The organism is Kitasatospora sp. MAP12-44 (assembly GCF_029892095.1).
Taxonomy (GTDB): domain Bacteria; phylum Actinomycetota; class Actinomycetes; order Streptomycetales; family Streptomycetaceae; genus Kitasatospora.
Genome location: NZ_JARZAE010000004.1, coordinates 3,296,611 through 3,318,570, shown reverse-complemented (window position 1 = coordinate 3,318,570; position 21,960 = coordinate 3,296,611). Strand labels below are relative to the sequence as shown.

Here is a 21,960-nt window from a genome sequence, read left to right as displayed (position 1 = left end):
GCGGGAGCAGGACGGGGGAGCTGTTCGGGATCGGCCGCGCGGGGAGCGCGACCGAGACCACCCAGACCCTGACGCTGCGGGGGATCCTCCCCGTGCGCGTCGAGGGCACGGACGTCCCGGCGGGGGCCGGGAGCCGTCCGCAGACCATCGGCTCGGGGGAGTCGGCGGTCGGGCCGGTCATAGCTGCGAACGTCGTCCGGCTGCTGCCGGTCGACGAGCGCAGCCGGCAGGCCGGGGCGGCGGACGTGGAGCAGGGAGGCGCGCAGGGGGAGCACTCGGCCGCCGCGGATGAGCACCTGGCGGAGTTCACCGCGTATGTGCGCGAGCGCCGCGCCTCCCTGTTCGCCACGGCCTACCACCTCACCGGTGACCGCTTCGAGGCCGAGGACCTGCTGCAGAGCGCGCTCTTCAGCACGTACCGCGCCTGGGGCCGGATCACTGACAAAGCGGCGGTCGGCGGTTACCTGCGCCGCACCATGACCAACCTGCACATCTCGGCCTGGCGCCGCCGCAAGCTCAACGAGTACCCGACCGAGGAGCTGCCGGAGACGGTCGGCGACACGGACGCGATGGGCGGCACCGAGCTGCGCGCCGTCCTGTGGCAGGCGCTCGCCAAGCTGCCGGAGAACCAGCGCACCATGCTGGTCCTGCGCTACTACGAGGGTCGCACTGACCCGGAGATCGCCGACATCCTGAGCATCAGCGTCGGCACCGTCAAGAGCAGCATCTGGCGCGCCCTGCGCCGGCTGCGCGACGACGAGCAGCTCAACCGCACCGGCGACACGGCCTTCGCCTTCGGCGAGCTGGTCGCCTGAGCACACGCACACACCACAGAACTTCCCGTCGGGGGACGGGTAAGCAGATCGCGGGGCGTCGGCACCGACTCGGGGGAGCCGCCACCGACGGGGAACCCCGCGATCGCGCAGGAACAGCTGGGCCCGGCGTCCTTGGGAGATGACGCCGGGCCCAGCTGTTTCCTGCGCGGGCAACCTCAGAGGTCGAGCAGCGCGCCGAGATCGATCTCGACGGGGAAGGGCAGCTCGACCTTCAACACCCCGGCGTGGCAAGCCCCGTCAGGCGCGGGCGCGTAGACCCCGGACTCGCGGTCGAGCCAGAACTCGTAGACCTCCGGCAGGTCGTCCTCGCCGCGCTCGACCCGCCAGTAGTAGGGAATCCCCGCCTCGGCGTACAGGCCGGGCTTGCGGAAGCGGTCGTCGGCGCGCGAGCCGGGCGAGACCACCTCGACGGCGAGCACGACCGAGGCCACCGGCAGGCACTCCAGGGTGAACACGTCCAGGCCGGTCTTGTCGAAGACCACGACGTCGGGCTTGGGCGGGTTGTACTCGTCGATGAGCACGCACTGTCCGGAGTTCACCGCGAACGGCGCCCGGCGAGCGGCCCGTAGGGCGAAGTACAGCTCATCCCGCACGGTGTTGTGCCAGTGGCTGGTCATGCCTCGGATCGCGATCGCCCCGTCCACCAGATCGAACTCGAACGGCAGGTTCCAGTCCTTGACCTGCTCGTACGTCCAGCCACGGGCCGGCGGGTGCATCCAGTCGATCGGCTCGGCGGTCATGGCTGCCCCTCACGCTGCGGTCTCACAGCAACTGCCTCCAGCCTAGGGCCTGGCCCGGACTGCCGGACCGTTTCTCCATCCGCCGAACTGGTGCGTGGGCAGCTGTCAGGCGGTGGCGACCTGGACCGGCTCGGGCCGGTGGGTGGCCAGCGCGTCGACGCGGCGGGCGGCCTCGGGGCCGGCGCAGGCGTGGGCGCCGAGGGCGACCTGGCGGGCGACGATGCCGCGTTCGGCGCGCATCAGGCGCCAGCCGCGGTGCAGCAGGTAGGGGACGGGCTTGCGGGCCTCGCGCACGTCGCGGCGAAAGCGCCGCCAGGCGGTGGTCAGCGGGCGGTTGCGCAGGCACAGCGCGTCCCCGAGCAGGCCCTCGGCCTCGCACTGGGCCACCAGTTCGGCGGCGAAGATGCCCTCGGCGATGAAGGCCGGTGCGCCGGCCAGGACGAGCGTGCGGCTGCCGGCCCGGCCGTTGGCGGGGATCGAGTAGACCGGCACCTCGGCCCGTCCGGTGTCGGCCAGCGTCCGGATGGCCGCCAGCGCGTCGGCGCGGTGCCAGGAGAGCGGCGAGTCCCAGTCGGTGCCGCCGTCGGCCAGCTGCGGCAGGCTCGGGTCGTCGCCGTCCTTGTAGAAGTCGTCGAGCTGCAGTACGGGCAACCCGGTGCGCTCGGCCAACGAGGACTTCCCGGATCCCGAGGGCCCGGAGAGCAGCACCACGCGGGCACGGGTGGTCGATGCGGGGTTCAGCGGGGAGTCACTCACGAGACACCAGTCTGACGCATAGGGCGGGGTGCTCGGAACCCATGGGACGTACATCGGTCGCACAGTGGTGGACGCCACTGGCATAGGACGGGCCCGCGCCAGGGGGGGTGAGGCGCGGGCCCGTCAGTGGCGCGTCCGGGCCCCTGGGGGGGGTAGGGGCACTGGGGACGGCCAGTCCTGTGGAGTTGTCCCGGCGGGGCCGGGGACTGTCGGGCCGGACTACTGGCCCATCGGGTGCCAGACCGTCTTGGTCTCCAGGAACGAGAGCAAACGCTCGGTGCCGGGAGCAACTGTCCAGTCCTGCGCCGACGGATCGACCGCCGGGCGCAGCACCCGCTTCAGCGTATCCGCAGCGGAGGCCTCCAGCACAGTAGCCGCGCCGGGTCCTTCGTCTGCGATCGCTCCGGTCAAGTCCAGCGCGTTCACGTCCTGGTGGGACGCGAGCGTCGGAGCGATGTCCGCGGTGCGGCCGGAGAGCAGGTTGACGACGCCGCCCGGCAGGTCGGAGGTGGCCAGCACCTCGCCCAGCGAGAGCGCGGGCAGCGGTGCGTCGGCCGCGGCGGCCACGACCACCGTGTTGCCGGTGGCGATCACCGGGGCGATCACCGAGACCAGGCCGAGGAACGAGTGCCCGTACCCCGCCTGCGGCGCCAGCACGCCGACCACGCCGGTCGGTTCCGGCACGGACAGGTTGAAGAACGGCCCGGCCACCGGGTTCGCGCCGCCGGCGATCTGCGCCACCTTGTCCGTCCAGCCCGCGTACCAGACCCAGCGGTCGATGGCCTGGTCGACCAGGGCGGCGGCCTTCTTGGCGCCGATCCCCTCGGCGGCGGCCACCTCGGCGGCGAACTGCTCGCGGCGGCCCTGCAGCATCTCGGCGATCCGGTACAGCACCTGGCCGCGGTTGTACGCGGTGGTGCCGGCCCAGCCCTTGACAGCCGCACGGGCGGCCAGCACGGCGTCCCGGGTGTCCTTGCGGGTGCCGAGCGGGGCGTTCGCCAGCCACTGGCCCTTGCTGTCGCTCACCTCGTACACCCGTCCGCTCTCGGAACGCGGGAACTTCCCGCCGACGAACAGCTTGTAGGTCTTCATCACATCAAGCCGGATGACATCAGACATCGAGGTACGCCTCCAGGCCGTGGCGACCGCCCTCGCGGCCGTACCCCGACTCCTTGTAGCCGCCGAACGGCGAGGTCGGGTCGAACTTGTTGAAGGTGTTGGCCCACACCACGCCGGCCTTGAGCTGGTTCGCCATCCACAGGATGCGCGAGCCCTTCTCGGTCCAGACGCCCGCGGACAGGCCGTACGGCGTGTTGTTGGCCTTCTCGACCGCCTCGGACGGCGTGCGGAAGGTCAGCACCGAGAGCACCGGGCCGAAGATCTCCTCGCGAGCGACCAGGTTGGCCTGGGTCACCCCGGTGAACAGGGTCGGCGCGAACCAGTAGCCACTGGAGGGCAGTTGGCATTCGGGCGACCAGCGGTCGGCGCCCTCGGCCTCGCCCGCGGCGGTCAGCTCGGTGATCCGGGCCAGCTGCGCGGCGGAGTTGATGGCGCCGATGTCGGTGTTCTTGTCCAGCGGGTCGCCGACCCGCAGGGTGGCCATCCGGCGCTTGAGCGCGTCCAGCACCTCGTCCTGGATCGACTCCTGGACCAGCAACCGGGCGCCCGCGCAGCAGACATGGCCCTGATTGAAGAAGATGCCGTTGACGATGCCCTCGACGGCCTGGTCGATCGGCGCGTCGTCGAAGACGATGTTCGCCGCCTTGCCGCCCAGCTCCAGCGACAACTTCTTGCGGCTGCCCGCCAGTTGGCGGGCGATCGAGCGGCCGACCTTGGTCGAGCCGGTGAACGCGACCTTGTTGACGTCCGGGTGCGCGGTCAGCGCGGCGCCGGTGCGGCCGTCGCCGGTGACGATGTTGACGACGCCCTTGGGCAGGCCGGCCTGCTGGCAGATCTCGGCGAAGCGCAGAGCGGTCAGCGGGGTGGTCTCGGCCGGCTTGAGGACGACCGTGTTGCCGGTGGCGAGCGCCGGGGCGATCTTCCAGGCCAGCATCATCAGCGGGAAGTTCCACGGGATGACCTGGGCGGCCACGCCGAGCGGCCGGGGGTTGGTGCCGAAGCCGGCGTAGTCGAGCTTGTCGGCCCAGCCCGCGTAGTAGAAGAAGTGCGCGGCGACGGTGGGGAGATCGAAGTCCCGGGTCTCGCGGATCGGCTTGCCGTTGTCGATCGACTCCAGCACGGCCAGCTCGCGCGAGCGCTCCTGGATGATCCGGGCGATCCGGTACAGGTACTTGGCGCGCTCGCTGCCCGGCAGCGCCGACCAGTCGCCGAACGCCTTGCGGGCGGCCTTGACGGCGCGCTCGACGTCCTCGCCGGTGCCCTGCGCGAACTCGGCGAGCACCTGCTCGGTGGCCGGGTTGACGGTCTTCAGCGCCTCGCTGCCGCTGCTGTCGACGAACTCGCCGCCGATGAAGTGGCCGTAGGAGGTGGCGATGTCGCCGGCCGCGGCGGGGGACTCGGGCGCCGGGGCGTACTCGAACAGGCCGCTCTTGCGGGCGGGTTCGGTCACCGTCGTGAGGGCCGTGGTCGGCTCGGTCTTCTTGGTGTTCTTGGCCATGGGGATCAGTCCACCGTCACGTAGTCGGGACCGGAGTACCGGCCGGTGGTCAGCTTCTGACGCTGCATCAGCAGATCGTTGAGCAGGCTGGAGGCGCCGAAGCGGAACCAGTGCGCGGACAGCCAGTCGTCGCCCAGGGTCTCGTTGACCATGACGAGGTACTTCATGGCGTCCTTGGTGGTCTTGATGCCACCGGCCGGCTTCACGCCGATCTGCACGCCGGTCTGCGCCTTGAAGTCGCGGACGGCCTCCAGCATCAGCAGTGTCACCGGGGGAGTGGCGTTGACCGCGACCTTGCCGGTGGAGGTCTTGATGAAGTCGGCGCCGGCCAGCATGGCCAGCCAGGAGGCGCGGCGCACGTTGTCGTACGTCTGCAGCTCGCCGGTCTCGAAGATCACCTTGAGGTGGGCGGCGGTCCCGTCGGGGCGGGCGCAGGCCCGCTTGACGTCCTGGATCTCCTCGAAGACATCCAGGTGCCGGCCGGAGAGGAAGGCCCCGCGGTCGATCACCATGTCGATCTCGTCCGCGCCGGCGGCCACCGCGTCCGCGGTGTCGGCCAGCTTCACCGGACGCGCGACGCGCCCGGCGGGGAAGCCGGTGGCGACCGAGGCGACCTGGATGCCGGTGCCGGCCAGCGCGGCCTTGGCGGTGGCGACCATGTCGGGGTAGACGCAGATCGCGGCGACCTGCGGGGTGCCCGGGTCGCCCGGGTCGGGGTGCTTCCCCTTGGTGCACAGGGCGCGCACCTTGCCGACCGTGTCCGCGCCCTCCAGCGTGGTCAGGTCGATCATCGAGATGGCGAGGTCGATCGCGTAGGCCTTGGCCGACGTCTTGATCGATCGCGTCCCGAGGGACGAGGCGCGGGCTTCCAGGCCGACGGCGTCGACGCCGGGCAGGCCGTGCAGGAAGCGGCGGAGCGAGGCCTCGGACGCGGCGACGTCGCTCAGGCCGCCGCCCGCAGCGCCGGGGGCGTTGGCTGCAACAGTGGACATAGTCACCACAGCAGCATATCTACGCGCGTAGCCGTCCGCTAGCGGCCCCCCTCTTCGATGCGGGAACGAGATCTGGCTACTCGGCGCCGGTTGCGGTGGAGTGCTTCGCCAGAACCTCCTGGGTGACCCGTGACAGTTGCTCGGGAGTGGGCAGCAGTGGGCGGAACTCGGCGGGCAGGGTCTGGTAGGTCGTCACGGCGAGGGGCTGGCTGCTGCTGCGCAGGGAGTACTGCACGACCTCCTCGTCCCGGTGGGCGGCGATCAGGATGCCGAGGGTGGGGTCGTCGCGCTCGGGGTCGCGGATCTTGTCGTCCACCACGGCTGTGTAGAAGCCGAGCTTGCCGAGGTGCTCGGGCTCGGCGCGGCCGATCTTGAGCTCGATGACGATGTAGCGGTGCAGGCGGAGGTGGTAGAAGAGCAGGTCGAGCCTGAACTCCTGGCTGCCGACCTGGAGCTGATACTGCCGCCCGACGAAGGCGAAGCCGACGCCGAGTTCCTGCAGGAACCGGACGATGTGCTCGACCAGCGCGGTTTCGAGATCCTGCTCGGCGTGGTCTGTGCCGAGGCGGGTGAAGTCGAGCTGGTACGGATCCTTCAGGATCTCCTTGAGGAGGTCCGAACCCTCGGGAACGGTCGCGTCGAAGTTGGTGAGCGCCATGCCTTGGCGTAGGTGCAGCCCGGTCTCGATGTGGTGCACGAGGACGTTGCGGGACCAGCCGTTCTGGACGGCCTGGCGAGCGTAGAAGTCGCGGGTGGGGCGGTCCTTGAGGGAGTCGAGCAGGATCATGACGTGGCCCCAGGGGAGTTGGGAGACGGCCTGCCTCTCGATGCCCTCCGGCCAGCTGGCTGCGGTCTTCTGCATGTAGATGAGCGAGCGCCGCGAGTAGCCCCGTTGGCCGGGAAGGTTGGTGCGTAGGTCGACGGAGAGTTGCTCGACCACCTTGGCTCCCCAGCCCTCCCGCTGTCGGCGATCCAGGATGATGCTGCCGATTCGCCAGTAGTGCGAGATCAGTTCGGTGTTCACTGCCCGGTGGACTCGGGTCTGCGCTGTGGCGATCTCTGACGTGATGTCCTGAAGAAGATCGACATAGCCGGTTGGCTGGTCGCCGCCTTCCTGAGCCGGGATACGCGCGGTGGTGTCCAATTCCTCTGTCATATGCCTCAGCGTGATGCTCGGTCATTTCGGCGGAGGGAGAACTGACGCCAAGCCCCTCGAAAGAGTGAAGTTACTCATGGGTAACAATTTGTGCAGCAGCCTGCTGCACAAATGAGAGTGATGCACGCACGGGAGAATGAGCGGGTGACCAGCGCAGAGCACCCCGTATCAGCATCCCCCCGCAAGAAGGCCGGCCGGCGTCCCGGTGCGGCCGATATCCGGCAGGTCGGGCAGCTTGCGGCGCTTGCTGCCCGCGCGACCGGGGCCTTCAGGTCAGGCGGCCGCTCTTGATGCTGTTGATCAGGCTCTGCCAGGCCGCGGTGCTGAAGACCAGGCTCGGGCCGGCCTTGTCCTTCGAGTCGCGGATGGCTATGCCTGTGGAGAGACGGGCACCTTCGATGCAGTTGCCGCCCTGCTCGCTGCTGTAGCTGGACTTGAACCAGGCGGGGTCGTGGGCGGCGGGGGCCCGGTCATGCGGCTGGTGCATCACAACTCCTTGGCTGCTTGCGTGACGATGCGGACGGATTCATCGCGGCTGGCGGCAGTAGCGATCAGGTCCGCCCACGATTCCTCGTACCGCCGGACGCGCTCACGGTCGTCTATCACCGTTGTTGAGCTGAGGGCTTCGAGGTGGATGAGCGGGCCGACCTTGGGATCCTCGAACGTCAGCATGGTGAACGCTCCGGTCATGGCCGGGTGAAAACCGGCGGCGAACGGCACGATCTGGAGCTTGATGTTGGGGGTGCTTGCGACGTCCGCGAGGTGGTTCAGCTGGTCGCGCATCAGGTCCGGACTGCCCATGACGCGGCGTAGCACCGACTCGTTGATGACGACGGCGAGCTGTGTGGGACCGCTCTCGCGCTTGAGAATCGTCTGGCGATCGAGACGGATTTTCACCAGTCGATCGACCTCGTCCTGCGGGCGGCGGGCGTGGCGAAGCAACTCCCGCATGTAGGTCTCGGTCTGGAGAAGGCCGGGCACGTACTCGGATTCGTAGGAGCGCACTTGAGCGGCGGCGCCCTCAAGTCCGAGGTAGGCCGAGAATCCGGGCGGGATGATCGACTGGTACTCCTTGCTCTTCCACTGGTCCCGATGCGTCTTGGTCACCAGGGCGTAGGAGCTGAGGAGTTCGGTCAGTTCGGGACCGGCGTCGTACAGGCGGCACAGGGCCTCGACATCCGTGGGCTGGACCCAGCCGTCGCCCGTTTCCATGCGGGTCATCTTCGCGGTGGACCACTTGACGGTCTTCGCGACCTGCGAGGCGGTCATGTTGGCGGCTTCGCGCAGGGCTCGGAGCTCGAGCCGTAGCTTCAAGCGGCACAGTGTCGGCGAACCGAGGTCGCCTGGTCCTGCCATCTATCCGCTCCCTTGGTTGCCCGTGACGCCCTTACTGCTCCCCTGCTGTGCAGAGTCGGGGCATCGACGCTGCCGACGATATCGGACACGGACCGCGTGGTGACAGCGCGTTGTGGCTCGCGCATCTAGCGCTAAAGAAATTTTCGCGAAGAGCAGTACCGAATCGAAGATTTTGGTGCATGCTATCCGTATCTGCACGGTCACACAGTGCAGTCGGCCGAAGCTGCCGTCAGATGACTCTGGTGGCGGTCCCGGCATGCCCCACCTCAGGTAAGCGCAGCAGCCCACGGAGTGCGGACCATGACCAATGCTGAGCAGCAGAACGAAGTACCCGTCCATGCGATGACTCGGCCTGCACGAGAGCGGGCGGGGGCGGAGCCTTACTGCCCGACGGCGGTGGGTGAACTCGTCCTCGATGCGCGGGCAGGACGGGTGGGGGTGTTCATGGACCGGGTCGGCGATACGGTCCACCTGCGTCCTGAGCGCGGCGGGCTTGAGTGGGAAGTGGATCCCCGCTGGCTGAGGCCGCCGCCCGCCACGCTCGCCCAGAAGAACGCACGACGAAACGGCGACTCGCGCTGCAACTCCGACAACGCCAAGGCGGCGTCGTGACCGGACGCCCGCCGAGCGTTCGCGTCCTGCTCCTGGGAGTCGTCCTCTCCCTCCTCGTCAGTGCCGCCCTGGCCTCGCTGGCGGTCGCCGCGCTCGACGCGGGCCGTTATGGCCTCCGCAGTCCGATCTGGCTGCTGACGTTCTGCGCCGCCGTCCTGGCGAGCGTCTCGGTCCTCGAACCGATCATCCGGAAGATCCAACGACGTGCCCTGCGAAGGAGCAGAAGATGAGTACTCCCCTCGGCCGTGCCATGGCCAACCCGCGCAAGGAAGCCGCCGACGCTCTGGCCGAGTTGGTCGACGCGTTGCGGGCGGCGGGCATCACGCTCCCGTCCCTCGCCATCGACTGGCGGGCGGTGTGTACGGGCATCGTGCTGGTGGAGCTGGGGGCCGCCCGGCCGGATGTGATCCGGCGGCTCGCGGCGGTCATCAGGAAGGGGGCGGCGCGGTGAAAGGAGAATTACTGGCGCATCTCGTGCACGGGGCCCGGGCGGGCGAGGCCGAAAAGTGATCGGTGTGACTCCGGGGAAGCCGGGGGTCATGCGGCAGAATCGACCCCATGACCGAATCCGACGGCACGCCCGACCCCGGCTCTGCCGCCCCCGCCGCCGAGCCGAAGTACGCAGACAACGTCTTCCGCTCGACCCCCGGCATGATCTCCGGCGTACTGCTGCTCGTGATCGCCGGTTGGCTGATTGTCGACGCCATGATCTCCAGCTCGGGCAAGACGCCCTGGATCGCGCTGGCCGCCGCGCCCGTGTTCGCGTTCCCGGTGATCGCCTACACGCTGCGCCCGGCCGTGTACACCAACCGGGACCGGATGCTGGTCCGCAACCCGCTGCGCACCATCCTCGTCCCGTGGGCGCAGGTCGAGGGCCTGCGTTCGGCCTACTCGGCCGAGCTCACGGCGGGCGGCAAGAGGTACCAGCTCTGGGCCGTCCCGGTCTCGCTTCGCCAGCGCAAGAAGGCCACCCGGACGGCCTCCCGGGCGATGGCCGACGACCGGGTCGTCCGGGTGGCCCGCGGTGCGATCCCCGGCGCCCCCGACCCCACCCGGGCGTGGTCCGACCAGGTGGTCGACGTGCTCAAGGAGTCGGTGCGGGACAACTCCGACCGGCCCACCGCCAAGGGCGAGGTCGTGGTGACCTGGTGCTGGTGGGTGATCGCGCCGACGCTGGCCGGCCTGGTGGCGCTGATCGCCATCGTCGCCGCCTGAGAGCAGCACCGGAGAAGAAGTAGACGACGGCCGCCGACCCCCCCCGGGTCGGCGGCCGTCGTGGTGACGTGCCCTGCGGCGCAGCCGTCAGATGCCGGCCGCCACCGCGAGATCCCGCTTGATCGCGGCGAGCAGCTCGGCGGCCCGCGTGCGGGCCGGGGCGAGGTCGGCGGCCGACGCCACCGGGAGGACGACCTCCAGGTAGCACTTGATCTTCGGCTCGGTCCCGGACGGGCGCACCACGATCCGGGCCGCACGCACCGCCTCGCCGCTGAGGTAGTAGCGCAGGCCGTCGGTGGGCGGCAGCTCGGGCGAGCCGGTCGCCAGGTCGTCCGCGCGGTCCACGCGCAGGCCGGCCAGGACGGTCGGCGGCTGCTCACGCAGGCGGGCCATGGCGTCCGCGATCAGCGAGAGGTCCTCGACCCGGGCCGAGAGCTGGTCGGTGGCGTGCAGGCCGTGCGCCAGCGCCAGCTCGTCCAGCAGGTCGGTCAGGGTGCGGCCGGACCGCTTGAGGTCGGCGGCCAGTTCGGCGATCACCAGGGCGGCGGTGACGCCGTCCTTGTCGCGCACGCCGTCCGGGTCGACGCAGTAGCCGAGCGCCTCCTCGTAGCCGTAGCGCAGGCCCTCGGCGCGGGAGATCCACTTGAAGCCGGTCAGCGTCTCGCCGTACGGCAGGCCGGCCGCGGCGGCGATCCGGCCGAGCAGGGTGGAGGAGACGATGGTGGTGGCGAAGGTGCCCTTGGCGCCCTGCGCGACCAGTGCGGCGCCCAGCAGCGCGCCGACCTCGTCGCCGCGCAGCATCCGCCACCCGACGGGGGACGACGCGTCGGGCACGGCCACCGCGCAGCGGTCGGCGTCCGGGTCGTTGGCGATCACCAGGTCCGGGCCGACGGCCGCGGCGGTGGCGAAGGCCAGGTCCATCGCGCCGGGCTCCTCCGGGTTGGGGAAGGCCACGGTGGGGAAGTCCGGGTCCGGCTCGGCCTGTTCGGCGACCACGGTCGGTGCCGGGAAGCCGGCCCGCGCGAACGCGGCGACCAGGACGTCCCGGCCGACCCCGTGCAGCGGGGTGTAGACCACGTCGAGGTCGCGCGGACCGGCCGGGTCGACGACGGTCAGCGCGCGCGCCAGATAGGCGTCCACCACCTGCTGGTCGAGCACCTGCCAGCCCTCGGCGGCCAGCGGGACGTCGGCCAGCGAGGCCACCGCGTCGATCTCGGCGGCGATCTGTGCGTCCGCGGGCGGCACGATCTGCGAGCCGTCGCCGAGGTAGACCTTGTAGCCGTTGTCCTGCGGCGGGTTGTGGCTGGCGGTCACCATCACGCCGGCCGCGGCGCCCAGGTGGCGGATCGCGAAGGCCAGCACGGGCGTGGGCAGCGGGTGCGGCAGCAGCGCGGCGCGCAGGCCGGCGCCGACCATCACGGCGGCGGTGTCGCGGGCGAAGTCGTACGACTTGTGCCGGGCGTCGTAGCCGACCACCACCAGATCGCCCTCACCGGCGGCGCGCACGTACGCGGCCAGGCCGGCGGCGGCCCGGATCACCACCGAGCGGTTCATCCGCATCGGTCCCGCGCCCAGCTCGCCGCGCAGCCCCGCGGTGCCGAACTGCAGCCGGTCGGCGAAGCGCTCGGCCAGCGCGGCCTCGTCCGGTCCGGCCAGCAGGGCGGCCAGCTCGGCGCGGGTCTGCGGGTCGGGGTCCTCGGCCAGCCACTGCTGCGCCCGGGTGATGAGGTCGGGGGTGCTTGCCTGAGCCATGGTGGGAATCTCCGGTGGACGGTCGGTTGGTGCGGGCAGGGCGGCCGGGGAGGGCCGGGGAGGGGTGGGCCGGGGAGGGGCAGACGGGGCGAAGAGCTGGGGGCCCGAGCCAGTGCCGACTCGGGCCCCCCGTTCAGCGCGTCAGATCCGTTCGAGGACCTTCGCGAGCAGCGCGCCCATCCGCTCGGCGGAGGCCTTGCCGGCCTCCAGCACCTCGGCGTGGTTGAGCGGCTCGCCGGTCATGCCGGCGGCCAGGTTGGTCACCAGCGAGATGCCCAGCACCTCGGCGCCGGCCTCGCGGGCGGCGATCGCCTCCAGCGTGGTGGACATGCCGACCAGCTCGCCGCCGATCACCCGGGCCATGTTGACCTCGGCCGGGGTCTCGTAGTGCGGGCCGCGGAACTGGACGTAGACGGCCTCGTCGAGGCTCGGGTCCACCTCCTTGCAGAGCGTGCGCAGCCGCGGCGAGTACAGGTCGGTGAGGTCGACGAAGTTGGCGCCGACGATCGGGGAGTCCGCGGTCAGGTTGATGTGATCGCGGATCAGCACCGGCTGGCCGGGCACCCAGCCCTCGCGCAGGCCGCCGCAGCCGTTGGTCAGCACGACGGTCTTGCAGCCCGCGGCGGTGGCGGTGCGGACGCCGTGCACCACGGTGGCCACGCCGTGGCCCTCGTAGTAGTGGTTGCGGCCGAGGAAGATCAGCGCGAGCTTGCCGTCGCTGTCACCGCCGGAGATCCGCACCGAGCGGATCTTGCCGGAGTGGCCGGCGACGGCGGGGGCGGGGAAGCCCGGCAGGTCGGTGGCCGGGAACTCGGCCAGGGTCTCGCCCAGGGCGTCGGCGGCGGGCAGCCAGCCGGAGCCCATCACCAGGGCGACGTCGTGGCGCTCGGCACCGGTCAGCTCGCGCAGGCGGGCAGCGGCGGCCTGAGCGGCGGCATAGGGGTCGGCGGTCACGGCGGACTGAGGAGATGCGTTCACAAGGTGAGGATAGACAAGAAATTCCTACGCGCGTAGACCAGCCCGTCAGGCCATGCCGGATCGTTACCCGGATGACCTAAAAACACCAGCAACGGCAGGATTTGCGGGCCTCGCTTCGGAGGATCCTTCAGCAGGGGCGTCGCCGCAGGTCGAGTACGTAGTCGTGGGGCGCGCCGGCGCTCTCCGCGGCGTCCGCGATCAGGCCCAGGTAGCGGGCGGCGGGCAGGCCGCCCTCGTAGTCGTTCAGGACGTACGTCCAGACCGGGATGTCGCCGTCCAGGGTGTGCGCGCGCAGCCGGACCTTGCGGTAGATGCCGAGCTGCAGGCCCTCCCAGCGGTCCAGGCCGTCCTCGTCCATCGGCGCCACGTCGTAGAGCGAGACGAAGACCTGCTCCTTCTCGTCCTCGACCACGGTGGCCAGCGAGCCCTCCCAGCCGAGGTGTTCGCCGCCGAAGGTCAGCCGCCAGCCGTCCAGCCAGCCGGTGCCGCGCAGCGGCGAGTGGGGGGCGCGCCGGCTCATCTGCCGGGCATCGAGATTGGTGGCGTACGCGGCGTAGAGCGACATGGCGTCAGCCTACGGGAGGCCCGGTGCGCCACCGGGCCCGGGTGTGGGCGGGATCACACACTGGAGGGTGTTCGATGTGGCGAGCATCACATCCGACTGGCCGACCGCACAAATAGTCGGCCCCGTGGTGGCGGGCCCCTCGGCGTGCGGGACAATGGTGCACGTGACTCGGATCGTGATCATCGGTGGCGGACCCGGCGGATATGAGGCAGCCCTGGTGGCGGCCCAGCTCGGCGCGGAGGTGACCGTCGTCGACCGCGACGGCCTGGGCGGATCGGCGGTGCTGACCGACTGCGTGCCGTCCAAGACGCTGATCGCGACGGCCGAGGTGATGACCGGCTTCGACAGCTCGCACGGCGAGCTCGGCATCACCCTCGCCTGCGACAGCCCCGAGCGCGCGATCAGCGTCGACCTGGGCAAGGTCAACCGCCGAGTGAAGCGCCTGGCGATCGCGCAGTCCCACGACATCACCCAGTCCGTCACCCGGGCCGGCGTCACCGTGCTGCGCGGCAAGGGCCGGCTCGGCAGTGGCGGCCAGGCCGCGGACGGCTCGCGCGAGGTGGTCGTGGAGGCCGCCGACGGCAGCACCCAGACGCTGCGCGCCGACGCCGTGCTGATCTCCACCGGCGCCCACCCGCGCGAGCTGCCGGACGCCGCGCCGGACGGCGAGCGGATCCTCACCTGGACCCAGGTCTACGACCTCGACGAGCTGCCGCGCGAGCTGATCGTGGTCGGCTCCGGCGTGACCGGCGCCGAGTTCGCCGGCGCGTACCAGGCGCTCGGCTCCAAGGTCACCCTGGTCTCCAGTCGCGACCGGGTGCTGCCCGGCGAGGACCCGGACGCCGCCGAGGTGCTGGAGGACGTCTTCCGCCGCCGCGGCATGAACGTGATGGGCCGTACCCGGGCCGAGGGCGCCAAGAGGGTGGGCGACCGGGTCGAGGTGACGCTGGGCGACGGCACGGTGATCACCGGCACGCACTGCCTGATGGCCGTCGGCTCGATCCCCAACACCGCGGACATGGGTCTGGAGGAGGCCGGGGTCAAGCTCAACGACTGGGGCCAGATCCAGGTCGACCGGGTCTCGCGCACCTCCGCGCCCGGCGTCTACGCGGCCGGCGACTGCACCGGCGTCTTCATGCTCGCCTCGGTCGCCGCCATGCAGGGCCGGATCGCGATGTACCACGCGCTCGGCGACGCGGTGCAGCCGCTCAACCTCAAGACCGTCTCCTCCAATGTCTTCACCGACCCGGAGATCGCCACCGTGGGTTACACCGCGGCGGACGTCTCCTGCGGAAAGATGGACGCCGTCGAGGTCAAGCTGCCGCTGCGGGGCAACCCGCGGGCCAAGATGCAGGGCATCCGGGACGGCTTCGTCAAGCTGTTCTGCCGCCCGGGCACCGGCATCGTGGTCGGCGGTGTGGTGGTCGCGCCGCGCGCGAGCGAGTTGATTCACTCGATCTCGCTCGCCGTGGACAACAACTTGACGGTCGAGCAGGTGGCGAGCGCGTTCACCGTGTACCCCTCGCTGTCCGGTTCCACCGCCGAGGCCGCCCGCCAGCTGCACATTCGCAAGCGTGCCGAGAACGGTTCCTGACCGTTTCACCCGCGCGCGCCCGCGTTTCGCCCGGATGGCAGGGGCGCGAGGGCGCATTGCGGCGCGCATTGTAAGGTCACACGCCGCTCCGAGGTGAGCACTTCCGGCTACTAGCGGCAAACGCCTGAAAGCAGACGGTCAGGGGCGTTACCGTCGGTTCTGTGTTTGCAGCAGAACGTCGCCAGTTGATCCTAGAAATGGTGCGCGCCAACGGAGCCGTGTCGCTCCGTGAACTGGCCCGCGTCGTCCAGACCTCCGAAGTGACCGTACGTCGAGACGTCCGGGCCCTGGAGGCCGAAGGGCTGCTCGACCGCCGTCACGGCGGCGCCGTGCTCCCCGGAGGCTTCAGCCGGGAGCCCGGCTATCCGCAGAAGACCCACCTGGCCGCCGCCGAGAAGAGCGCCATCGCCGATCTGGCGGCGACGCTCGTCGAGGAGGGCGACGCGGTGGTCATCGGCGCCGGCACCACCACCCAGGAGCTGGCCCGCCGACTCGCCCGGGTCCCGGGCCTGACGGTGGTCACCAACTCCCTCCTGGTCGCCCAGGCGCTCGCGCACGCCAACCGGGTGGAGGTGGTGATGACCGGCGGGACGCTGCGGGGCTCCAACTACGCCCTGGTCGGCAGCGGCGCCGAGCAGTCGCTGCACGGGCTGCGGGTCACCAAGGCCTTCGTCTCCGGCAGCGGGCTGACCGCCGAGCGCGGGCTCTCCACCACCAACATGCTCTCCGCGAGCGTGGACCGGGCTCTGGTGCAGTCGGCCGCCGAGGTCATCGTCCTCGCCGACCACACCAAGCTCGGCGCGGACACCATGTTCCAGACCGTGCCCACCGACGCCATCACCCGGTTGGTGACCGACGAGCACACGGCCGGCCACGACCCGACCGCCCGCGAGCTGGACGCGCTGGCCGACTGCGGGGTGCAGGTCTCGGTGGCCCCGCTCGGGCTGACGTCCGAGCCGCCCGGCCTCGCCGGCCTGCCCCAGCACCCGCCGGCCCCCGGCGTGCCGCGCCGTACGGCCGCCGCGCTGCCGCCCGCCGCCCCGCTGCCCGGTCAGCGCCGCCCGGGCACCCACGGCGGCCCGCCGGGTCACCTGCCGACCCGCTATGCCGGAGCCCGCCCCTGAACCTCGCTCCTGAACCTCGGCCTGACATGCCGGTGGCCCGCCGGTTCGTGAGAACCACCGGGCCACCAGGTGAACTGCTGTGAGATCAGTCCTTGATCTCGCTCAGTCCTTGATCTCGCAGAGCGCGGCGCCACTGCTGACGCTGGCACCGACCTCGGCACTCAGGCCGCTGATGGTGCCCGCCTTGTGGGCGTTGAGAGGCTGCTCCATCTTCATGGCCTCCAGGACGACGATCAGCTCGCCCTCAGCGACGATCTGACCCTCCTCCACGGCGACCTTGACGATGGTGCCCTGCATCGGCGAGGCGAGGGTGTCGCCGCTGACCGCCGAGCCGGCCTTCTTCACGCCTGCCCGGCGCTTGGTCTTGGCAGCCGCACCGGCGCCCGCCGCCGGAGCACCGGAGACGCCCAGCGAGGACGGCAGCGAGACCTCGATCCGCTTGCCGCCCACCTCGACGACCACGGTCTCCCGGGTGTCGACCTCCTCGCCGTCCACCGCCACGCCCGCGAACGGCGGGATGGTGTTCTCGAAGGCGGTCTCGATCCACCGGGTGTAGACGGTGAACGGGCCCTCACCGCCTTCGAGCTCGGGGGCGAAGGCGGGGTCGGTGACCACGGCGCGGTGGAACGGGATGGCGGTGGCCATGCCCTCCACCTTGAACTCGGCCAGCGCGCGGGCGGCACGCTGCAGAGCCTGCTTGCGGTCCCGGCCGGTGACGATCAGCTTGGCGAGCAGCGAGTCCCAGGCCGGCCCGATGACCGAGCCGCTCTCGACGCCGGCGTCCAGCCGCACGCCCGGACCGGACGGCGGGGCGAAGAGCGTGACCGTGCCGGGGGCGGGCAGGAAGCCGCGGCCCGGGTCCTCGCCGTTGATCCGGAACTCGAACGAGTGGCCGCGCACCGGCGGGTCGTCGTAGCCGAGCTCCTCGCCGTCGGCGATCCGGAACATCTCGCGGACCAGGTCGATCCCGGTGACCTCCTCGGAGACCGGGTGCTCGACCTGCAGACGGGTGTTGACCTCCAGGAAGGAGATCAGACCGTCCTGGGCGACCAGGAACTCGCAGGTCCCGGCGCCGACGTAGCCGGCCTCGCGCAGGATGGCCTTGGACGCCCGGTAGAGCTCGGCGTTCTGCTCCGCGCTCAGGAACGGCGCGGGGGCCTCCTCCACCAGCTTCTGGTGGCGGCGCTGCAGCGAGCAGTCACGGGTGGAGATGACCACGACGTTGCCGTGCTGGTCGGCCAGGCACTGGGTCTCGACGTGCCGGGGGTTGTCGAGGTAGCGCTCGACGAAGCACTCGCCGCGCCCGAAGGCGGCGACCGCCTCGCGGACCGCGGACTCGAAGAGCTCCGGGATCTCCTCCAGCGTGCGGGCGACCTTGAGGCCGCGACCGCCGCCGCCGAACGCCGCCTTGATGGCGACCGGCAGGCCGTGCTCGCGGGCGAACGCGACGACCTCGGCCGGCCCGGCGACCGGGTCGGCCGTACCGGCGACCAGCGGGGCACCGGCGCGCTGGGCGACGTGCCGAGCGGTGACCTTGTCACCGAGGTCGCGGATGGCCTGCGGCGGCGGACCGATCCAGGTCAGGCCCGCGTCGATGACGGCCTGGGCGAACTCGGCGTTCTCGGACAGGAAGCCGTAACCGGGGTGGACCGCGTCGGCCCCCGAGTCGGCCGCTGCCTTGAGCACCTTGTCGATGTCCAGGTAGCTGGTTGCGGGGGTGTCGCCGCCGAGAGCGTAGGCCTCGTCGGCCGCGCGGACGTGCAGCGCGTCCCGGTCGGGCTCGGCATACACGGCGACACTGGCGATACCGGCATCCGAGCAGGCCCTGGCGACGCGGACGGCGATTTCCCCGCGATTGGCGATGAGCACCTTGCGCACTGTGGCTCCCTTCTTGAACCTCGTTGAGTCTAGGGATGAGGAGGTGGTACCGGCGAGTAGCCCCAGGTGGTGAGCTTGCCCACACGGAGCGTGACCCGATTTCGTGATCACCTGCGCACGGAGCGGCAGGTCTGCAGGTGGCAACGGTACGCCCCGCAGTTCACTCCCGGTCGAGCGTGACTCCAGCCGTCAGGACCGGGTCGTGGCCTTGGCCACATCAGAGGCCCTGACCTGCGGCGGGGGCGGTTGCCGGGGCGGGGGCGAGCGAGGCCTGCCGGGTCACGTCGGCGACCTCCCGCACCACATCCGGGCCGTACGCCGCCGGGTTGACCACCCGCAGGACCAGCGCGAACGTCCCGTGCGTGCCGTAGCGGCGGGCCAACTCGCGGTGATGGGCGGTCAGATGCCGGACGGCGGCGTGGTTGGAGGTCGCGGTCTGACCCGCGATCAGGAAGGTCGGCCGCCCGTCCGGGCCGTTGTCGAGCCGGGCGAGCAGCGCGTACGCGCCGCCGAGGGCGGGGTCGTGGTCGAACAGGTAGTCCTGGCCGCCGACCCGCAGGCTCTCCCCGTACGAGCGGTCCGGGATCGGGATGAACTCCACCCCGGGCAGCCGCCAGGCCAGGTGGGCCGCCGTCCGCTCGTTGCTGGACGGCCCGCCGATGCAGAACTCGGCTTTGCCGCCCAGGCCCTGGCGCACCTGGTCGTGCGGCACGATGTCCGACCTGGCGCCGCAGTCGCGCACCAGTGCGGCCAGCTCCATCAGGGCGAAGACGTCGTTGCGCGAGACGCTCTTGGTGCTGTTGCTGCTCGTCTGCCGGTTGACCACCAGCAGACACTCGGTGCCGCCCGGCATGCCGAAGAACGCCCGGGTCCGCTCCAGTCGGCGCCGCCGCCGCAGGGTCTGCGCGAGCCAGCCGATTCCCGCGCCTATCGCGCTGGTGAGCAGCCCGAGCAGGATGTTGAGCAGACTGTCCGTCATCCCCCGTCCTCCCGATCGGCAGCGGGCGCCAGCCTAGCGGGGCGAGCGGGGCCACACCCAGCCTTCAGACCCAGAGGTCGGTGATCCGCACGTCCACGTCGGCCAGCAGCCGGCGCAGCAGCGGCAGCGAGAGGCCGATCACATTGCCGTGGTCGCCCTCGATGCCCTCGAGGAACGGCGCCGAGCGCCCGTCCAGGGTGAACGCCCCGGCCACGTGCAGTGGTTCGCCCGAGGTGATGTACGCGTCGAGCTCGGCGTCGTCGGGGGTGCCGAAGTGGACCGTGGTGGACGCGGTGGCCGAGGCGCGCCGCCCGTTGGCGCTGTCGATCACGCAGTGCCCGGTGCGCAGCACGCCGGACCGCCCGCGCATCGCGCGCCAGCGCTCCAGCGCCTCGGCCGGGTCGGCGGGCTTACCGAGCGCCTGCCCGTCCAGTTCGAGCACCGAGTCGCAGCCGATCACCAGCTCACCGTCCGTCAACTGCCCGGCCACCGCGTCGGCCTTGGCCTCGGCGAGCACCAGGGCCAGCTCGGCGGGGGTGGCGGCACTGAGGGCGTCCTCGTCCACCCCGCTGACGATCACCTGCGGGTCGAGCCCCGCCTGGCGGAGCAGCCCGAGCCGGGCGGGAGAGGCGGAGGCGAGCACGAGCGTACGGCGATCGGTCATGCCGACCAGCCTAGGGCCTGCTCACCGCACCAGCAGCAGCGCGCCCAGCACCGCCGCCGCACCTGAACGCCTGAGTACGCGTACTCAGGCGTTCAGGTGCGGCCACGCCCTAGCTGGCCCAGCCGCAGGTGCGCCAGACGTTCGGGCCGGGGTGGGGGGCCGGGGTCATCCGGCGGGCGAGGTCGTTCCACGGGGAGGCCGGGCCGCTCGCCGCGCGGCGGGCCGCCTCGGCGGCGGCCTGCGCTGCGGCGGCCCGGGCTGAGACCACCGCCAGGACGGTGGCCAGCTCCTCGGGGGTCGGCTGCCCGTGCAGCACCTGGATGGGGGGCATCTGGGGGTCCTCTCCGAGAAGTGGGGCCTACAGGGGGATGTTGCCGTGCTTCTTGGGCGGCAGCACCTCGCGCTTGCCGCGCAGGGCACGCAGTCCGCGCACGATGTGCCGGCGCGTCTCGGAGGGCGCGATCACCGCGTCCACGTACCCGCGCTCGGCGGCCAGGTACGGGTTGAGCAGGGTGTCCTCGTACTCGGCGACCAGTTCGGCCCGCCGGGCGTCGACGTCCGCGCCGTCGGCCGCGGCCTGGGCCAGTTCCCGACGGTAGACGATGTTGGCCGCGCCCTGCGCGCCCATCACGGCGATCTGGGCGGTCGGCCAGGCCAGGTTGAGGTCCGCGCCCAGGTGCTTGGAGCCCATCACGTCGTACGCGCCACCGAAGGCCTTTCGGGTGATCACGGTGATCAGCGGCACGGTCGCCTCGGCGTAGGCGTAGATCAGCTTGGCGCCGCGCCGGATGATGCCGTCCCACTCCTGGTCGGTGCCGGGCAGGAAGCCGGGCACGTCGACGAAGGTGATCACCGGGATGTTGAAGCTGTCGCAGGTGCGCACGAAGCGCGCGGCCTTCTCGCTGGCCGCGATGTTCAGGCAGCCCGCCAGGTCCATCGGCTGGTTGCCGACGATGCCCACCGGCCGGCCCTCGACCCGGCCGAAGCCGGTGATGATGTTGGCCGCGTAGAGCGGCTGGGTCTCCAGGAACTCGCCGTCGTCCAGGATGTGCTCGATGACGGTGTGCATGTCGTACGGCTGGTTGGCCGAGTCCGGGATCAGCGTGTCGAGCTCGAGGTCCTCCTCGGAGACCGTGAGGTCGGCCTCCTCGGGGTAGGCCGGCGGGTCCGAGAGGTTGTTGGAGGGCAGGTACGAGAGCAGGCTCTTGACGTACTCGATGGCCTCCTTCTCGTCCCCGGCCAGGTAGTGCGCGTTGCCGGACTTGGTGTTGTGCGTCCGGGCGCCGCCCAGCTCCTCCATGCCGACGTCCTCGCCGGTGACGGTCTTGATCACGTCGGGGCCGGTGATGAACATGTGCGAGGTCTGGTCGGCCATCACCACGAAGTCGGTGATCGCGGGGGAGTAGACCGCGCCGCCCGCGCACGGGCCCATGATCAGCGAGATCTGCGGGATGACGCCCGAGGCGTGCACATTGCGGCGGAAGATCTCGCCGTACAGGCCGAGCGAGACCACGCCCTCCTGGATCCGGGCGCCGCCGGAGTCGTTGATGCCGACGACCGGGCAGCCGGTCTTCAGAGCGAAGTCCATCACCTTGACGATCTTCTCGCCGAAGACCTCGCCCAGCGAGCCGCCGAAGACGGTGAAGTCCTGGGCGAAGACCGCGATCTGACGGCCGTCGACGGTGCCGTAGCCGGTCACCACGCCGTCGCCGTACGGGCGGGACTTCTGCTGGCCGAAGTTGACCGAGCGGTGCCGGGCGAACTCGTCGAACTCCACGAAGGAGTCCTCGTCGAGCAGTTCGACGACCCGCTCACGGGCCGTCAACTTGCCCTTGGCGTGCTGCTTCTCGATCGCGGCGGCCGAGCCGGAGTGCACCGCCTGGTCCAGCCGCTGCCGGAGGTCGGCCAGCTTGCCGGCCGTGGTGTGGGGGGCGGCCGCCGACTGGGCGGGCGGGAGAGATACGGCCTCGGTCATCCCGTGGAGTTCCTCACTCGAAAGAGTCGCGGTGGACGAGGGGAGTCCGGGCAGGACGGTACCGCGAACTACTGCGCAGTAGCGTAGCCAGCCCGGCGCCCCTGTCGTTATGGCCAGCAACACAGTGTGCTGACGGCTGGATCTGCGGGACCATGGGTCGGCCTACGGCCA

23 protein-coding genes are annotated in these 21,960 nt (G+C 71.1%); 7 read left to right on the top strand and 16 right to left on the bottom strand.

Going from position 1 to position 21,960, the window contains the following annotated elements:
• Nucleotides 1-245 precede the first annotated feature (245 nt).
• Nucleotides 246-815, top strand: a complete 570-nt coding sequence (locus P3T34_RS15420) for a SigE family RNA polymerase sigma factor (RefSeq protein ID WP_348534754.1) — start codon at nt 246-248, stop codon at nt 813-815.
• Nucleotides 816-991: 176 nt separating this feature from the next.
• Here P3T34_RS15420 and P3T34_RS15415 read toward each other — a convergent pair whose 3' ends face one another.
• The 8 genes from P3T34_RS15415 to P3T34_RS15380 all read right to left on the bottom strand — a co-directional run bounded on the left by P3T34_RS15415 (nt 992) and on the right by P3T34_RS15380 (nt 8,411).
• Nucleotides 992-1,576 carry a Uma2 family endonuclease gene (locus tag P3T34_RS15415; protein ID WP_280666607.1) on the bottom strand — a complete coding sequence of 195 codons (585 nt, stop codon included), beginning with the start codon at nt 1,574-1,576 and terminating at the stop codon, nt 992-994.
• Between the two features lie 105 nt (nt 1,577-1,681).
• Nucleotides 1,682-2,332, bottom strand: a complete 651-nt coding sequence (locus P3T34_RS15410; RefSeq protein WP_280666606.1) for an ATP-binding protein — start codon at nt 2,330-2,332, stop codon at nt 1,682-1,684.
• Between the two features lie 219 nt (nt 2,333-2,551).
• The gene (locus tag P3T34_RS15405; protein ID WP_280666605.1) at nt 2,552-3,451 is read right to left on the bottom strand and encodes an aldehyde dehydrogenase family protein; all 900 of its coding nucleotides are present in this window, start codon (nt 3,449-3,451) and stop codon (nt 2,552-2,554) included.
• Nucleotides 3,444-4,949, bottom strand: coding sequence for an aldehyde dehydrogenase family protein (locus P3T34_RS15400; RefSeq protein ID WP_280666604.1), 1,506 nt, complete (start codon nt 4,947-4,949; stop codon nt 3,444-3,446). Before P3T34_RS15400 ends, P3T34_RS15405 begins: the two co-directional genes overlap by 8 nt.
• Before the next feature lie 5 nt (nt 4,950-4,954).
• Nucleotides 4,955-5,941 carry a deoxyribose-phosphate aldolase gene (gene deoC, locus P3T34_RS15395; RefSeq protein WP_280666603.1) on the bottom strand — a complete coding sequence of 329 codons (987 nt, stop codon included), beginning with the start codon at nt 5,939-5,941 and terminating at the stop codon, nt 4,955-4,957.
• Between the two features lie 76 nt (nt 5,942-6,017).
• The gene (locus P3T34_RS15390) at nt 6,018-7,097 is read right to left on the bottom strand and encodes a PDDEXK nuclease domain-containing protein (protein ID WP_280666602.1); all 1,080 of its coding nucleotides are present in this window, start codon (nt 7,095-7,097) and stop codon (nt 6,018-6,020) included.
• A gap of 268 nt (nt 7,098-7,365) precedes the next feature.
• The gene (locus P3T34_RS15385; RefSeq protein ID WP_280666601.1) at nt 7,366-7,584 is read right to left on the bottom strand and encodes a DUF397 domain-containing protein; all 219 of its coding nucleotides are present in this window, start codon (nt 7,582-7,584) and stop codon (nt 7,366-7,368) included.
• The gene (locus tag P3T34_RS15380; protein ID WP_280666600.1) at nt 7,584-8,411 is read right to left on the bottom strand and encodes a helix-turn-helix transcriptional regulator; all 828 of its coding nucleotides are present in this window, start codon (nt 8,409-8,411) and stop codon (nt 7,584-7,586) included. Before P3T34_RS15380 ends, P3T34_RS15385 begins: the two co-directional genes overlap by 1 nt.
• 342 nt (nt 8,412-8,753) lie before the next feature.
• On the opposite strand from P3T34_RS15380, the gene P3T34_RS15375 reads away from it, so the two are divergent.
• The 4 genes from P3T34_RS15375 (at nt 8,754) to P3T34_RS15360 (ending at nt 10,280) form a co-directional block, all read left to right on the top strand.
• Nucleotides 8,754-9,065 carry a hypothetical protein gene (locus P3T34_RS15375; RefSeq protein ID WP_348534662.1) on the top strand — a complete coding sequence of 104 codons (312 nt, stop codon included), beginning with the start codon at nt 8,754-8,756 and terminating at the stop codon, nt 9,063-9,065.
• Nucleotides 9,062-9,295: a hypothetical protein gene (locus P3T34_RS15370; RefSeq protein ID WP_280666599.1), complete on the top strand. Its 234-nt coding sequence runs from the start codon at nt 9,062-9,064 to the stop codon at nt 9,293-9,295. Before P3T34_RS15375 ends, P3T34_RS15370 begins: the two co-directional genes overlap by 4 nt.
• Nucleotides 9,292-9,516, top strand: coding sequence for a hypothetical protein (locus P3T34_RS15365; protein ID WP_280666598.1), 225 nt, complete (start codon nt 9,292-9,294; stop codon nt 9,514-9,516). Before P3T34_RS15370 ends, P3T34_RS15365 begins: the two co-directional genes overlap by 4 nt.
• A 107-nt stretch (nt 9,517-9,623) precedes the next feature.
• The gene (locus P3T34_RS15360) at nt 9,624-10,280 is read left to right on the top strand and encodes a PH domain-containing protein (RefSeq protein ID WP_280666597.1); all 657 of its coding nucleotides are present in this window, start codon (nt 9,624-9,626) and stop codon (nt 10,278-10,280) included.
• Between the two features lie 87 nt (nt 10,281-10,367).
• On the opposite strand, the gene P3T34_RS15355 is transcribed toward P3T34_RS15360, so the two are convergent.
• The 3 genes from P3T34_RS15355 to P3T34_RS15345 form a co-directional block, all read right to left on the bottom strand.
• Nucleotides 10,368-12,032: a phospho-sugar mutase gene (locus tag P3T34_RS15355; protein WP_280666596.1), complete on the bottom strand. Its 1,665-nt coding sequence runs from the start codon at nt 12,030-12,032 to the stop codon at nt 10,368-10,370.
• 141 nt (nt 12,033-12,173) lie between these two features.
• A complete protein-coding gene (locus tag P3T34_RS15350) occupies nt 12,174-13,010 on the bottom strand; it encodes a purine-nucleoside phosphorylase (protein WP_280666595.1) in 837 nt (278 codons plus the stop codon).
• A 127-nt stretch (nt 13,011-13,137) separates the two neighbouring features.
• On the bottom strand, nt 13,138-13,575 hold the full coding sequence (locus tag P3T34_RS15345; RefSeq protein WP_280666594.1) for a gamma-glutamylcyclotransferase: 438 nt from the start codon (nt 13,573-13,575) through the stop codon (nt 13,138-13,140).
• A 154-nt stretch (nt 13,576-13,729) separates the two neighbouring features.
• Between P3T34_RS15345 and P3T34_RS15340 the strand changes: the two genes are divergently transcribed.
• Nucleotides 13,730-15,169, top strand: a complete 1,440-nt coding sequence (locus P3T34_RS15340) for an NAD(P)H-quinone dehydrogenase (protein ID WP_280666593.1) — start codon at nt 13,730-13,732, stop codon at nt 15,167-15,169.
• Nucleotides 15,170-15,330: 161 nt separating this feature from the next.
• On the top strand, nt 15,331-16,293 hold the full coding sequence (locus P3T34_RS15335; protein WP_280666592.1) for a DeoR/GlpR family DNA-binding transcription regulator: 963 nt from the start codon (nt 15,331-15,333) through the stop codon (nt 16,291-16,293).
• A 102-nt stretch (nt 16,294-16,395) separates the two neighbouring features.
• Here the strand turns inward: P3T34_RS15335 and P3T34_RS15330 are convergent, their stop codons facing one another.
• The 5 genes from P3T34_RS15330 to P3T34_RS15310 all read right to left on the bottom strand — a co-directional run bounded on the left by P3T34_RS15330 (nt 16,396) and on the right by P3T34_RS15310 (nt 21,789).
• Complete coding sequence (locus P3T34_RS15330; RefSeq protein WP_280666591.1) at nt 16,396-18,171, bottom strand: biotin carboxylase N-terminal domain-containing protein; 1,776 nt, start codon at nt 18,169-18,171, stop codon at nt 16,396-16,398.
• A 217-nt stretch (nt 18,172-18,388) separates the two neighbouring features.
• Nucleotides 18,389-19,150 carry a hypothetical protein gene (locus tag P3T34_RS15325; RefSeq protein ID WP_280666590.1) on the bottom strand — a complete coding sequence of 254 codons (762 nt, stop codon included), beginning with the start codon at nt 19,148-19,150 and terminating at the stop codon, nt 18,389-18,391.
• A 64-nt stretch (nt 19,151-19,214) separates the two neighbouring features.
• Entirely contained in the window at nt 19,215-19,814 is a 600-nt protein-coding gene (locus P3T34_RS15320; RefSeq protein WP_280666589.1) for a nucleoside triphosphate pyrophosphatase, read from the bottom strand.
• Nucleotides 19,815-19,923: 109 nt separating this feature from the next.
• Nucleotides 19,924-20,145: an acyl-CoA carboxylase subunit epsilon gene (locus P3T34_RS15315; RefSeq protein WP_280666588.1), complete on the bottom strand. Its 222-nt coding sequence runs from the start codon at nt 20,143-20,145 to the stop codon at nt 19,924-19,926.
• A gap of 27 nt (nt 20,146-20,172) precedes the next feature.
• A complete protein-coding gene (locus P3T34_RS15310; RefSeq protein ID WP_280666587.1) occupies nt 20,173-21,789 on the bottom strand; it encodes an acyl-CoA carboxylase subunit beta in 1,617 nt (538 codons plus the stop codon).
• Nucleotides 21,790-21,960 lie beyond the last annotated feature (171 nt).